Origin of the sequence: Streptomyces sp. NPDC058664, assembly GCF_042716635.1 — a bacterium.
Lineage (GTDB): Bacteria > Actinomycetota > Actinomycetes > Streptomycetales > Streptomycetaceae > Streptomyces.
In genome coordinates this window covers 98010-111077 of sequence record NZ_JBHXRW010000028.1, presented here as the reverse complement: position 1 = coordinate 111077, position 13068 = coordinate 98010, and the positions used below count along the sequence as shown (strand labels likewise).

The following is a 13068-nucleotide window of genomic DNA, read 5'->3' as shown; positions in this document are numbered from 1 at the left end:
GGCTCTTCCTGGTAATGGGACCGGCGTGCCCGGGCGGTGGGGTCAGACCGCCGGGGCACGCCGTCGGAGGGTCGGGGCGGGCGGTCAGCCGGCCTGCGCCCAGGAGAGGGTCGGCCGGGTTCGCGTGGCTCGGGCCTCGATCGCCGTGGCGACGTGGAGCAGCAGGTCCTCCTGGAAGCGTCCGCCGATCAGCTGGACGCCCGAGGGCAGCCCGTCGCGCAGTCCGGTGGGTACGGAGATGGCGGGGAACCCGAGGACGGGCACGGCCTGCATCGGCCACTGCGCCGCCAGGAGTTCGCTCACCCGGGCGTCGCCGGCGAGGTCGGCGTCCTGCTCGAACGGCGGCTCGGCGCACACCGGCGTCAGCACGATCCGGTCCTGGCCCAGGAACTGCTGGAGGCGGCTGATGAGGGTGCCGCGGCGGGCGTAGCCCCGGATGTAGTCGGTGAGGGTGGGCTGCTCGCCCCAGGTCTCCGCGGCGGCGGTGAACGAGGCGGCGAGCGAGACGCACACGGTGTCGTCACCGAACCGCTCGATCTCGGACATCATCGTCTTCAGCTCCTGGTAGAGCAGGAGCGACCACAGCCGGGCGGCCTCACCGAGGAGGGGAAGCTCGACCTCCTCCACCTCGTGGCCGGCCTCGCCGAGCCAGCGGGCCGCGTCGTCGATGGCGGCGTCGACGCCGGGATGCGGCCTGGCGCCGCCGGCGTCGCGGACGACCGCCACCTTGACCCGGCCGGGCACGCCCAGCGGCGGGCGCACCGGGAGGCCCACGGGGTCGGTCAGGTCCGGGCTCACCATGGCGTGGAGACCGAGCCGGACGTCGTCGACGGTCCAGCCCAGCGCCCCGTGGACCGCCATGGTCTGGAAGGACAGCGGGCTGTCGAACTCCTCCGCGCCGCGCGGCTCCACCCCGGAGACGAGCCCCATGGTGGGACGCAGACCGACGGCGCCGCAGCAGTACGCGGGGAAGCGGACGGAACCGCCGATGTCGTTGCCCTGCGCGATGGGGGTCATGCCGGCGGCGACCGACGCGGCGGCGCCTCCCGAGGAGCCGCCCGGGGTGTGGCCGGGGTGCCACGGGTTGAGCGTCTTGCCGTGCAGGTCGTTGCCGGTGAACCAGCGCACGGCGAAGGCCGGGCTGTTGCTGCGGCCCATCAGCGTCGCCCCCGCGTCGCGGAGACCGGCGATACAGACGGCGTCGTCCTGGGCGACGGCGCCGGCCCAGGCCGGGACCCCGTGCGAGCTGACGTGGCCGCGCTGCGAGGTGTTGATCTTGGTGGACACCGGGACGCCGAGCAGCGGGGGCAGGTCCCCGCCGGCCGCGACCGCCGCGTCGGCGGCGGCGGCCTGGGCGAGCGCTTCCTCGGGCCTGATGTCCACGAGGGCGTTGAGCGCCGGGTTGGTCTCGTCGATGCGGGCGAGGAACGCCTCGGCGACCTCGGTCGCCGAGAACGTCTTCGCGCGGATGCCGGCGGCCAGTTCGGCGGCCGAGTGGTCCCACAACGGCGTGCCGCCGGTGGTGTCGGTCATCGTCGTCTCCTGGTTCGAAGGGTTGGCGGTCACTTGGCGGTGCCGCCGAGGTGGGCGGCCCACGGCATGCTCATGTAGGCGAAGGAGGCAGGCGCGCCACTGACGCGCTTGTTCATGAACATCCGCTCGTGCGTGGTGGCCAGGAACACCGCCGGGGTGGTGGGGGTGAACAGGGCCTGGGCCTCGGCGTACGCCTTGGCCGAGGCCGCGGGGTCGGAGGAGGTGCGGGCCCGGTCGAGCAGCCGGGTCACCTCGGGGTTGTCGTAGCCCGTCCAGTTGAAGAGGCCACGGGGGGTGACGCTCTCGGCCACGTAGGACGTCGGGTCGGGCATCGTGACGTAGCCGAAGGTGAGGATGAGGTCGAGGCCCTTGCGGACCGAGGGGTCGTAGAAGAGCGAGGACATCTCCGTGGGCTGGAGCTGCTTGATCTCGATGCCGACGCCGATCTTCTTGGCCGCGGCCTGGATGAATGTCAGTGCTTGCAGTCCGCGCTGGTCGCCGGCGGGGATGGCGGCCACCAGCGGACGCGGGACGGGGCGGGCCTGCGCGACCAGCTTCTTCGCCTTCTCCGCGTCCGGCTTCGGGACGTCGGGCAGCGCGGCGTAGGCGGCGTCGAACCGATCGGCGGCCTTGTCCCCGCGCCAGGTCAGCGGCGGGACGAGGGACTTCAGGGTGGTGGCGTCACCGCCGAAGACGTTCCTGATCAGCGCGTCGCGGTCGATGACCAGGGACAGGGCGTCCAGCAGCTTGCGGTCGGCCGCGGGCGACTCGGCGTTGGCGGGGATCAGCAGCACGTTCTGGGTCGACGGGCCGAGGTGCACGGCGCCGTTGCCGGCCTTGCCGAGCGCGGTGGCGCTGCTGGGCGGCAGCTCGTAGGTGCCGTCCACCTCGCCGGACAGCAGCGCGCCGGTGAGTGTGTTGCTGTTGGTGATGAACTGGAACTCGACCTGCTTCGCCTTCGGCTTGAGCCTGGTGTCCCAGTAGGCGTCGTTGCGTTCCAGGGTGATGCCGTTGCCGGACTTCCAGGAGCCCAGCTTGAACGGTCCCGTACACATCAGGCCGCCCTTGGCGGTTCCGTAGGCGGGGCCCGCCTTCTCGGTGTACGCCTTCTGGCTGACCGCGCCGAACGACGTGGACAGCGCCTTGGGGAGCGTCTGGTCGTACCCCCTGGTCCGCAGTGTCACCTGGTGGGGGCCGGTGGCCTTGATCGAGGTCACGGCGGCCAGGTAGTTCCCGTACAGGGCTTGCGTCCGGGGGTCCCGCTGTCGTTCCAGGCTGTGGATCACGTCAGCGGGGGTCATGGCCGAGCCGTCCCAGAAGGTGACACCGGGGCGAAGGTCGAGAACCAGGGTGTGGCCGTCGGTCCAGGTGATCTTCCGGGCGAGGCCGGGGCTCAGGGAGAAGTCCGCGTTCATCCGGGTCAGGGTGTCGCAGAGGTTGGCTTCGACCGTCTGGGGCGAGTAGTCGCCGATCTTCGCGGGGTCGAGCGTCGTCGGTTCACCGTAGGGCAGCGCCCAGGTGACCCGGTCCACTTCGGCGGTTCCGGGTGCCGTGGTGGTGGTCAGACGTCCGGGCCTGGGGGCAGTGCCGTTTCCGTTCGACGAGCTGGTGCAGGCCGTGGCGGCCAGCAGTCCCGCGCTCGTGAGCAACGCCAGCACCGATTTCTTCGCAGCCATAGCTGATGCTCCTTGCCGAGGGGAGTCGAGAGGAGTGAGGAGAGAGGGGACGCTCGGCATGGGGGGAGAGACGAGACACGCCGACGAGCCGTCATAAACGAACGTCATATAACACTGTTGCATGTCACGCTTGCATCTGGTGAGCTAACGCGTCAAGAGCAAGACGTGGCCGGATCGCACCGGGGCTTCGGGTGCGCCGTCCCCTCACAGAAGCGGAGAACCACCATGCCCTTCACTCCCGCCCTCGACTTCGCGTTCGAGATCCGCGCCGAGGTGTCCGAAACGCTGCACATCGGCAACGGCGACGGAGAGGCCACCGAGTTCACCCCCATCACCGGGGGCACCGTGGACGGCCCCCGCCTGCGCGGGAAGGTCCTTCCCGGCGGAGGCGACTGGAGCAGCACGCGCGGGGAGGTGTGCGAGCTGGAGGCCCGCTACCTGCTCCAGGCGGAGGACGGAGCCGTGATCGACATCGTCAACCGCGGCTACTACCGGCCCAAGGCCGACACCCCGGACCAGTTCGACGGGGAGGTGCAGGTCTCCGAGGCCGGCCACTACTACCGCACCTCGCCGGTCTTCCGTACGGACGCCCCCACCCACCGCTGGCTCGCGGAGACGGTCTTCGTCGGCCTCGCCCGCCCGGACGGCGACGATGCCGTGGTCATCCGCATGTACGCACTCAAGTAGCGGTCCGGCCGTGGGGCCCCCCCCCCCCCCCCCGGCGGGGACGCCCTCCGGTGGCCGGACCGCCGTCAGCGACCGCTGCGCACCCGCACCCCGCCCGTCACCCGGTCGAAACCGGCCGCTACGGCTCCGCGGGCCCGGCCCGTGTACGCGCGCGTGCCGAGGTCGCGGCGCAGCGCGGCCGTCGCGGACGCCCACGAGCGCCGGCCGCTCCCGCTCGCCGGTGAGCAGACGTCGACGAGATCGAGCAGGTGCAGGGGCTGACTGCGCCAGTGGAAGAAGAAGACCGCCACGCCCCGGGCGTCGAGTCGCTCCGCGAAGTCGAGCAGGCAGTGCAGTCCGGCGGCGTCCATGAACGGGACGTGCTCCATGCCGCAGGCCACCACCACGACGCCGTCGTCGACCGCGCGCTCCGCCCGCTCGAAAGCGGCGCGGCCCTCACCGTCGAGCTCTCCTGCCGGAGCCAGACGCAGGGTGGGCCCGTAACGCTTCACCGAGATACGGAATGCCGCATCCATGACGCCTCACCTCGCCGCGTCGGGGACGGTCCCGTGGTCCTGGGTGCCCAGTTTCCCGACGACATGATTCTCCGCCTGCCCGGCGCGCCCGGGCAACCCTGCCCGGTGTGGCCGCGGAGCGACCCGTCGCCGCCGGAGCACTCGGTGACGGGTCGCGCGGCGTGCGGGGGGCGTGCCGGCCGCCGGGCTCCGCGCCCGTGGGAACGCAGCGCCGTCACGGAGCCGCCGCGATGAAGTACTCCATCAGGCGGGCGGCCGTGACCGTGCCAAGCAGCGTGACCTGGTCGCCGTTCCGTTCGACGACGGCGACCAGCGGACTGTGGGTCCTGGCCATGAGCGCCGCGACCTCCATCGGCAGGGCGTCGGGTCCGACCAGGGGCGGCGGATACAGGTGGCGCGGCGCCCAGTCGGCCACCGTGAGCCCGTCGAGCTGTTCCCCGAGTCCCCCGTCGGGCTGGTGCCGGGCGGCCGCGGCCAGCGCGGGCTGCTCGGCGATGTAGGAGGGGACGAGCTGCCGGATCAGCTGAGAGCCGGGCACGACGGCGAACGGCTGACCGTCGGAGTCGAGGACCAGCAGAGCGGGCAGCGACCGCTCCGCCAGCAGCCGGGCCCCGTCCATGGCGTCGTCGTCCGTGCTCACGAAGGGGTAGGGCTCGGCGAGGTCCCGTGCACGCATGGCCTTCTCCTCCCGGATCACGGCGTACGGAGCCGGCACTTCCGATCACCCGAGCGGTGCCCGCAGGTGCCCGCTCCAAACGGGTGCGAGCGGCGCCTCCGGCACCCTTGTCGGCGCGTGTGCGTCCTTCGGCGCGCGATTCATCCGCCGGCGCGGGTTCACTCTCCGGAGACGTCCAGGAGCCGGCGGGTGCGGGTGCTCGCCCCGCTGAGCGAGAGCGGGATGCCCAGGCTCTCGCACATGCGGTGGGCGCGGGCGAGAGTGCTGAGGGTGGCCGGGGTGGGATCGGCGCTCGGGACGGCGATGACCACCCGGGTGGGACGGTGTGCCTGGACGAGGGCCTGGATCTGCAGGGCGCCGGCGGCCCGGTTGGTGACGTCCAGGTCGCGGTGGAGCGTCACGTGCAGGACCTGGTGACGTACGGCATGGCTGATGAGCATGGTGTCCCTCCGCGCAGGACGAGGAAGACCCACGGCCGGACGCGGTGTGGGCGGTTCGTCCGAGGATGTCACGGGTGACCGGCCCGACGGCCCTCACGTGCCGTCGGGCGCGCGGAGTGTCCACCGGACGGGGACGCGGGGTCGCGCCGGGCGCGTGGCCCGTATCCCGGGTCCGGTCCGTACGCCGGGCTCGGTGTCGGGCGCGGGGGGGCGGGGGCCAGGGGTCGGGGGTCGGGGGTGATCGGCACCGCATCCACTGGCTAGGGTGGGGAAGGCCGGGGTGGACCGGTCGAGATATCGAACGCGACCCTCCCTCAACGGGTGACTCACCAGGCGGTTCTCATGACTCGGTTCGACCTGCCCCTCGATCAACTCCGCACCTACCGCAGCGCGTCGGTGGAGCCCGAGGACTTCGACGCCTTCTGGGCGAAGACCCTCGGTGAGGCCCGCGCGCACGAGCTCGGGGCGCGCTTCGAGGCCGTTTCGACGGGGCTCTCCGCGGTGGAGGTGTTCGACGTGACCTTCGCCGGCTTCGACGGGCAGCCGGTCAAGGGCTGGTTCGTCCTGCCGGCCGGCACGACCGAACCGCTGCCGGTCGTCGTGGAGTTCCTCGGGTACGGCGGTGGGCGCGGCCTTCCGCACACCCATCTGCTCTGGGCCTCGGCCGGGTTCGCGCACTTCGTGATGGACACGCGCGGGCAGGGCAGCGGCTGGGCCACCGGTGACACCCCGGACCCCGTGGGCAGCGCGCCGTCGTCCCCCGGCTTCATGACGCGCGGCGTCGAGGATCCGTACACCTACTACTACCGGCGGCTCTTCACCGACGCGGTCCGTGCCGTGGAGGCCGCCCGCTCGCACCCTCTGGTGGACGCGAGCCGCACGGCGGTGACCGGTGTCAGCCAGGGCGGCGGGATCACGCTGGCCGTGGCGGGGCTGGTGCGGAACCTGGTCGCGGTGGTGCCGGACGTGCCGTTCCTGTGCGACTTCCCGCGTGCGACGACGGTCACGGACCGCACGCCGTACCGCGAGATCGGCACCTACCTCAAGGCGCACCGCGGCCGGGTCCGGCAGGTGCGGGAGACGCTCGCCTACTTCGACGGGGTCCACTTCGCGGCCCGGGCCACGGCCCCGGCCCTGTTCTCGACGGCTCTCGAGGATCTGACCTGCCCGCCGTCGACGGTGTTCGCGGCCTTCAACGCGTATGCCGAGGACGAGAAGGCGATCGAGGTGTACGACTTCAACGACCACGAGGGCGGCGGTGCCTTCCAGCAGGCGGCCCAGCTCCGTTGGCTGCCGGGGAAGCTGCGCGGCTGATCCGACGGGCCGGCCCGCCGTCCGGACGCGGATCCGTGCCGGACGCGGATCCGTGCCGGCGCGCGGGTATTCCGCGCGGCATGGCGTCACTTTCCCGCGGCCTCCACGCCCGAGGGCCGACCGCCCGGGGCCAGGTGTCAGGCGCGGCCGCGCAGGGCGGCCGCGTAGGCCTCGTCGGGGTCGAGGCGGCGGAGTTCCTCGGCGATCAGCTCGGCGGTGGTCCGCACCTTCAGGGCGAGGACCCGGCTGGGCTGGCCGGGGATCGTGAGCCTGGCCACCGGGCCTTCGGGCCGGTCGATGCGGATCTCGCCGTCGGCGGTGCCCATGCGCACGGCCGTGACGACGGGTCCGCCGCTGACGATCCGGTCGACGGGGACGCCGAGCCTGACCTCGAACCAGCGGGCGAGGAGTTCGGCGCTGGGGTTCTCCGCCTCGCTCTCGACGGCGGCCGAGGTCACGGTGCCCGGGGCCTGGTCGAGCGCGGCGGCCAGCATCGAACGCCACGGGGTGAGCCTGGTCCAGGCGAGGTCCGTGTCACCGGGGGCGTAGGAGACGGCCCTGCTCTCCAGCGCGGAGAGGGGGTCCTCGACCGCGTACATGTCGGTGATACGCCGCTGGGCGAGCGAGCCCAGCGGATCGCGGGAGGGCACCTCGGGGGCGTCGACGGGCCACCAGATGACCACGGGCGCGTCCGGAAGGAGCAGCGGCAGGACCACGGAGTCGGCGCGGGCGCCGAGTTCGCCGTGGAACCGGAGCAGTACCGTCTCGCCCGAACCGGCGTCGGTACCGAGCCGTACCTCGGCGTCGAGCCGGCTCTCGTGGCGCTCGCGGGGTGAGCGGGCGTGGCGCTTGATGACCACGAGGGTGCGGGAGGGATGCTCCCTGGAGGCTTCGTTGGCCGCTCTGACCGCGTCGTAGGCGTTCTCCTCGTCGGTGACGACGAGGAGGGTGAGCACGGCCCCGACGGCGGGGGTGCCGACGGCCCTGCGGCCTCGCAGGATCGCCTTGTTGATGCTGCTGGAGTCGGTGTCCGTCAGATCGATCTTCATGCGCGGCGGCCGTCCCTTCCTCTGCGGCGAGCCTAACCCTCCCCGGCGACGGTCGCGTGCGGGCCCCGTCGATGGAGGGGTGGGATTCCCCGTCGATGGAGGGGTGGGATTCCCCGTCGGAGGCCTCGACGGACGTGGTCCGTCGCCGGGGCCGACCGGGTCCTGCCGGTTCCGGCACCGCCGGGGCCTGAGGGACGGGGTCCGTCGGCTCAGGCGGCGAACGGGGCCCGTCTTCACGGCCGGACGGGTCCGTCACCGCGCCGGGCAGGGCCCGGCGCCCGGCCCGAGCGGGGTCCGTTCGGCCAGTCCGAGCGGGGTCCGTTCGGCCGGTCCGTCACGCGGGTTCCGGCTCCGGCTCGGGGGGCGTGGCGGCGGACTGCTCCTCGGCTCGGCGGCCGACCACGGCCGCGGCGGCGAGCGCGGTGCCGATGAAGGCGGTGGCCACCACCCAGGGACGGTCGACGACATGTCCCGTGGCATGGTCGAGGGAGTACCGGCCGGCGCCGGTGACGCCGATCGCGGCGGCGACGAAGCCGAGGAACGCCGGGTACTCGTAGCCGCCGCCCTGGGCGAAGAAACCGGCCGGGGCGTGGACGGCGACGGCTCCCGCCATCGCTCCGGCGGCCGCCGCGCCGGCCGCCGGGGTGGCGAGGCCGAGGGCGAGCAGCGCTCCGCCGCCCGCCTCGCCGAGACCGGCGGCGACGGCGCTCTGCCGGCCGGGCCGGAAGCCCATGGCCTCCATCGCCTTGCTGGTGCCCTCGACGCCGCCCCCGCCGAACCATCCGAAGAGCTTCTGGGTCCCGTGCGCGGCGAGTACGGCACCGGTGCCGACCCGCAGGACGAGGAGTCCGAGGTCGCGTCGGTTGAGGTGGCCCATGTGTTTCTCCAGTGCGGGAGGGCGGACACGTATGTCGTCCACTGTCGTCGCCCCTGCCGGTCCCCGCCTGCCGGAGCTCGGCCGAATACTCCGCTTGAGTACCTTTTGCGCCATCTGTTCGCCCTTGCTTTAGTGGGTGGGCCGTCGCCGTCCGTGCGGGCTCCTCCGGGGTCGAGCAGATGGCGCTCTTCCGCCGCACCCGTGCCCCCGCGCTCCGGCCCGTGCCCCACCCTCGCGAAAGGACGGAGACCGTCCATGACACAGACTCATGACCGCCCGCGACAGCGGGACATAACGCCCGGCCCGCTGGGCGCGCTCGCGGGAGCCGCCTGGCAGGCGCTGCTCGTCGCCGGGCTCGCGGCGCTGGTCCTCGGCGTCCTCGTGCTGGTCTGGCCGGGCGCCTCACTGCTCGTGGCCGGCGTGCTCTTCGGTCTCTACCTGCTGTTCAGCGGGGTGACGCAGCTGATCGCCGCCTTCGGTACGCATACGAGCACCGCGCTGCGCGTCATGGCCTTCATCAGCGGCGCCCTCTCGATCCTGCTCGGTCTGCTCTGCTTCCGGGGCGCGATGCAGTCGATCCTGCTGCTCGCGATATGGATCGGCATCGGCTGGCTCTTCCGGGGCATCACCGAGACCGTCGCGGCGGTCTCCGACCCCGCGATCCCGGCGCGCGGCTGGCAGATCTTCCTCGGCGTCGTCAACGCGCTCGCCGGTGTCGTCCTCATCGTGGCCCCGCTGGAGTCGGCGGCGGTGCTGATGCTTCTCGGCGGCATCTGGCTCGTCGCCGTCGGCGCGGCCGAGATCGTCACGGCCTTCATGGTCCGCTCACGTGCCAGGAACCTTCCGCCGGGAGCCTGACGCCGCGGTTCCGCCGGGCCCGTGTCGCGCCCGCCGTCCGCCCGATTCCCGGGCGGGCGGCGGGCGCTGTTGACGCGTGCGCTACATTTTGCCGGTCCTTGACCACCGATCCCCCGTGATCGTGACCTTGCGGAGCCGGCACACCATGAGCGACATCGTCAACGGCCTCGGCCGGGCCGGCGCCTACGGCGCCCTCGGCGTGGTCCTGCTGATCCTCGGCATCGTGCTCGTGGACCTGCTGACCCCCGGGAAGCTCGGGCGCCAGATCTGGGAGGACCGCAACCGCAACGCCGCGGTCCTGCTGAGTTCGGCGCTCCTCGGCATCGGCGGCATCGTCTTCACCTCGATCTGGACGACGTACGACGACTTCGGCAAGGGCCTCGTCTCGACGGCCGCCTTCGGGCTCCTCGGCCTGGTGATGATGGCCGTGGCCTTCCTGGTCGTGGACCTGGTCACGCCGGGGAAGCTGGGCGCCACCCTGGTCGACCCCGAGCCGCACCCGGCGGTCTGGGTGACCGCCTCCTGCAACATCGCGGTCTCGGCGATCGTCTCCGCCTCGATCGCCTGAACCCCGCCCGGTCCAGGGGCCTTCGGGCCCCGGCCCCCGGGGCTCAGCTCCCCATGGGCTCCACCTCCAGGAAGCGGCGTCCGCGCGGGCCCCGGTAGAGCAGGGCCTCCCAGCCGAGCCGCGCCAGGGCCGTGACGCAGGCGCCGAGGGCCGCGGCCTCCTCCTGTGCGGCGCCCGAGCCCGGTGGGCCCAGCCACTCCACCACGGCCGTCTCGGGCCGGTCCCCCGCCCTGACCCGGTACCCGGTGCCGGTCCGCGCGCCCGAGGCGTCCACCGACGAGGGCGCGATCCCGCCGGACTCCAGGGCGAGGGCCACCGCGCGGACCGGCCGCCGGCGTTCCCAGTCGGCGGGCACGGCCGCCGGATCGCCGCCCTGGCGCAGGGTCAGCCGTCTGATCTGGAGCAGTCCGTCGAGGGCGGCCCTGATCTCCCGGGACCGCTGCTCGGCCTCGGCCGGAGGCACCGGCGGGCCGTCGCCGGTGGCCGCCTCGAAGGTCCCGCCGCCGCCGGTTCCCGCGCCCCCTGCCCCTCCTCCCCCGGTCCCCGTCGTCACAGCAGCCGCCGGATGTCGCCGCGGACCCGGTAGAAGCCGCCCGCGGCGGCGTGCAGGGCGTCGACCACGTACCGCGCTCCGGGCTCCCTGATCGCCCTCGGGAACTGCACGTTCCACCCGGAGTCGTAGCCCTGGGAGACGACTCTCACCCGGGTCCTGCCCGACTCGTTCACACACTCCACGACGATCGAACCGGCCGGGGCGTCGCTGACGGTGCTCACGGCGGTCACGGTCGTCGCCGGCTCGTACACCGGCAGGGCCGCGGCGAGCTTGATGTCCCGGGCGACCGGCACCGTGCCCCCCTGGGCGGCCTCGATCGCCGTCTCGCTCGCGTCCACGCACACCAGCGAACCGTCCGTGGTCACCAGGTAGAGCCGCTCGTCGCGGTACTGCATGGAGAGCGCCGAACCCCCTCCCGTGCCGAGCTTCCACAGCCGGGTGCCGTCCTCCGCGAAGCAGTAGACGGAGGAGGCCGAGTCGGCGGCGAAGACGAACCGGCCGCCGGGCGAGGTGGCGCAGGAGTACACCGGGCTGTCGCAGGCGTACACCGCCTCGACGCGGCCGTCCTTCTTCGCGAGCCGCTGGACCTTCCTGCGCCCCGTGCCCGCGTAGACCGCGGTGTCCTCCTGCCAACCGAAGAGGACCGCGCCCTCGGTGGCCGTGTGCCACAGCTCGCCGCCGCCGTCCGGCGCGTGGGCGGCGACGCCCCGGGTGTCCCCGTAGTAGACGGCGTCCCCGTCGGCCCGGACCATCCAGGCGTGCTCGCCCTGGCCGCCGCGCGCCCACTGGTGCTCGTCCTCGTGGTCGATGACGGTGAGCCGGCCCGACCGGTCGGCGACGTGCAGGACGCCCTCGTGGATGTCGAGCCAGAAGATGTCGACGTCGGTGGCGATGTCGTACGCGGCGAAGGGCAGCTTGGACGACAGGTCGTACACCTTGCCGTCGTCACAGCCCGCGTAGATCCAGAAGTCGTCGGCGACCAGGCACTTGACGCCGTCCGGCAGGCTGAACCGGGCCTGCACCTCGCCGGTGCGGTCGAGGGTGAACACGTCCCCCGCCTGGTTGCCCACCCAGCAGCGCTCCTCGTCGACGTGGATGCCGAAGGCGGCCGAGCCGGTCCTGAAGCGCCAGAGCACGGGGGCCACGGCGCGCGCGGTGGACGGCGCCGAGGTCACCTCGCGGCGTGTCACGGCGCGGGCGGCCCGCTGCCCGCGCACGGCGGGGGCATACCCCTTGCGGACCTTCTCGCCCAGCTTCTTCGCCGCGGCGGCCTGTGCCTTCGCCTGCGTCGGGAACGTGGAGCGCTGGGTCTGCCCCGCCGTGCCGATCCGGCCGTAGCGGACCGACACCGCGAGGTCGTCCACGGTCACTTCGTAGAACTTGTGGGCACCGCCGCCGTCCTGCGACAGCTCCAGATAGGTCGTCGTCGTCATGGTGAGAACGGTAGGCGCAGCCACTGACAACCAGTCCGCTCCCGGCCGGAGGGCCGCCCCGCGGGCCAGGACTTCGCGGCCCCGGCGGGCGGGGCGGTCCGCCCGGTCGGTCCCGGCGCCGGGACGGCCCCCGGACGGCGCCGCCGGTCAGGCCTCGGCCGGGGCCCGCGAGGCCGCCGGGCGGTTCTCCTTGATCGTGATCCGGCCCTTGCGGATCGTGGCGAGGCGGGGCGCCCGGCGGGCGATGGCGCTGTCGTGGGTGACCATGACGAAGGTCAGCCCGTGCTCCTTCCAGAGCCCTTCGAGCAGGTCGACGATCTCGTCGCGCATCGACTCGTCGAGGTTTCCGGTGGGCTCGTCGGCGAGCAGCACCTTCGGCCGCTTCACCAGCGCGCGGGCGATCGCGACCCGCTGCTGCTGGCCGCCGGAGAGCTCGGACGGCAGGTGGCCGGCGCGTTCGCCGAGCCCGACCGATTCCAGTGCCTCGGCGGCCCGGCTCCGGCGCTCGGCGGGCCGGACGCCGAGCGGGACGAGCGCGGTCTCCACGTTCTCCTGCGCGGTGAGGGTGGGGATGAGGTTGAAGCTCTGGAAGACGAAGCCGATGTTCTGGCCGCGTACGGCCGTCAGCCTCCGCTCGGAGAGCGCGGCGAGGTCGGTGCCGTCGAGCAGGACCTGCCCGGAGGTGGGACGGTCGAGGCCGCCGAGCATCTGGAGGAGGGTGGACTTGCCGCCGCCCGTGGGGCCCTGGATGACCAGCCGGTCCCCCTGGTCGAGGGTGAGGTCGATCCCGGCGAGGGCGTCGATCCTCTCCTGCCCCCGCCTGTACTGCTTGGTGACGCCGATGAGTTCGTACACGGTGCGACTCCTGGGATACGTGGGTGGGTCGGGG

The 13068-nt window shown here is 73.1% G+C and carries 14 protein-coding genes; 4 read left to right on the top strand and 10 right to left on the bottom strand.

The window, feature by feature from the left end; all coding sequences use genetic code 11:
* Positions 1-84: 84 nt before the first annotated feature.
* Together ACFWUY_RS23275 and ACFWUY_RS23270 are read right to left on the bottom strand one after the other, a co-directional pair.
* A complete protein-coding gene (locus tag ACFWUY_RS23275; protein WP_384111972.1) occupies positions 85-1533 on the bottom strand; it encodes an amidase in 1449 nt (482 codons plus the stop codon).
* Positions 1534-1562: 29 nt separating this feature from the next.
* Entirely contained in the window at positions 1563-3209 is a 1647-nt protein-coding gene (locus tag ACFWUY_RS23270; protein WP_384111970.1) for an ABC transporter substrate-binding protein, read from the bottom strand.
* A gap of 225 nt (positions 3210-3434) precedes the next feature.
* Here ACFWUY_RS23270 and ACFWUY_RS23265 point away from each other — a divergent pair, with 225 nt between their 5' ends.
* Positions 3435-3896 (top strand): DUF3237 domain-containing protein, encoded by a 462-nt coding sequence (locus tag ACFWUY_RS23265; RefSeq protein ID WP_384111967.1) that lies wholly within the window; start codon positions 3435-3437, stop codon positions 3894-3896.
* 65 nt (positions 3897-3961) lie between these two features.
* Here the strand turns inward: ACFWUY_RS23265 and ACFWUY_RS23260 are convergent, their stop codons facing one another.
* From ACFWUY_RS23260 to ACFWUY_RS23250, 3 genes are all read right to left on the bottom strand, one after another.
* The gene (locus tag ACFWUY_RS23260; protein WP_384111964.1) at positions 3962-4411 is read right to left on the bottom strand and encodes an STAS domain-containing protein; all 450 of its coding nucleotides are present in this window, start codon (positions 4409-4411) and stop codon (positions 3962-3964) included.
* A 214-nt stretch (positions 4412-4625) separates the two neighbouring features.
* The gene (locus tag ACFWUY_RS23255; RefSeq protein ID WP_384111961.1) at positions 4626-5087 is read right to left on the bottom strand and encodes a CBS domain-containing protein; all 462 of its coding nucleotides are present in this window, start codon (positions 5085-5087) and stop codon (positions 4626-4628) included.
* Positions 5088-5245: 158 nt separating this feature from the next.
* Positions 5246-5527 carry a hypothetical protein gene (locus ACFWUY_RS23250; RefSeq protein WP_384111958.1) on the bottom strand — a complete coding sequence of 94 codons (282 nt, stop codon included), beginning with the start codon at positions 5525-5527 and terminating at the stop codon, positions 5246-5248.
* A 342-nt stretch (positions 5528-5869) separates the two neighbouring features.
* Between ACFWUY_RS23250 and ACFWUY_RS23245 the strand changes: the two genes are divergently transcribed.
* Positions 5870-6841: an acetylxylan esterase gene (locus ACFWUY_RS23245; RefSeq protein ID WP_384111955.1), complete on the top strand. Its 972-nt coding sequence runs from the start codon at positions 5870-5872 to the stop codon at positions 6839-6841.
* Positions 6842-6978: 137 nt separating this feature from the next.
* On the opposite strand, the gene opcA is transcribed toward ACFWUY_RS23245, so the two are convergent.
* Both opcA and ACFWUY_RS23235 read right to left on the bottom strand, forming a co-directional pair.
* Positions 6979-7890 carry a glucose-6-phosphate dehydrogenase assembly protein OpcA gene (gene opcA, locus ACFWUY_RS23240; protein WP_384111952.1) on the bottom strand — a complete coding sequence of 304 codons (912 nt, stop codon included), beginning with the start codon at positions 7888-7890 and terminating at the stop codon, positions 6979-6981.
* Positions 7891-8224: 334 nt separating this feature from the next.
* Positions 8225-8767 carry a DoxX family protein gene (locus ACFWUY_RS23235; RefSeq protein WP_384111950.1) on the bottom strand — a complete coding sequence of 181 codons (543 nt, stop codon included), beginning with the start codon at positions 8765-8767 and terminating at the stop codon, positions 8225-8227.
* A 255-nt stretch (positions 8768-9022) separates the two neighbouring features.
* Here ACFWUY_RS23235 and ACFWUY_RS23230 point away from each other — a divergent pair, with 255 nt between their 5' ends.
* On the top strand, positions 9023-9625 hold the full coding sequence (locus ACFWUY_RS23230) for an HdeD family acid-resistance protein (protein WP_384111947.1): 603 nt from the start codon (positions 9023-9025) through the stop codon (positions 9623-9625).
* Between the two features lie 145 nt (positions 9626-9770).
* Entirely contained in the window at positions 9771-10193 is a 423-nt protein-coding gene (locus ACFWUY_RS23225) for a DUF350 domain-containing protein (RefSeq protein WP_384111945.1), read from the top strand.
* A gap of 43 nt (positions 10194-10236) precedes the next feature.
* Here the strand turns inward: ACFWUY_RS23225 and ACFWUY_RS23220 are convergent, their stop codons facing one another.
* The 3 genes from ACFWUY_RS23220 to ACFWUY_RS23210 form a co-directional block, all read right to left on the bottom strand.
* Positions 10237-10746, bottom strand: a complete 510-nt coding sequence (locus ACFWUY_RS23220; protein WP_384111942.1) for a hypothetical protein — start codon at positions 10744-10746, stop codon at positions 10237-10239.
* Entirely contained in the window at positions 10743-12179 is a 1437-nt protein-coding gene (locus ACFWUY_RS23215) for a WGR domain-containing protein (RefSeq protein WP_384111940.1), read from the bottom strand. The genes ACFWUY_RS23220 and ACFWUY_RS23215 overlap by 4 nt, the downstream gene beginning before the upstream one ends.
* A 147-nt stretch (positions 12180-12326) precedes the next feature.
* Entirely contained in the window at positions 12327-13034 is a 708-nt protein-coding gene (locus ACFWUY_RS23210) for an ABC transporter ATP-binding protein (RefSeq protein ID WP_384111937.1), read from the bottom strand.
* Positions 13035-13068: the final 34 nt, after the last annotated feature.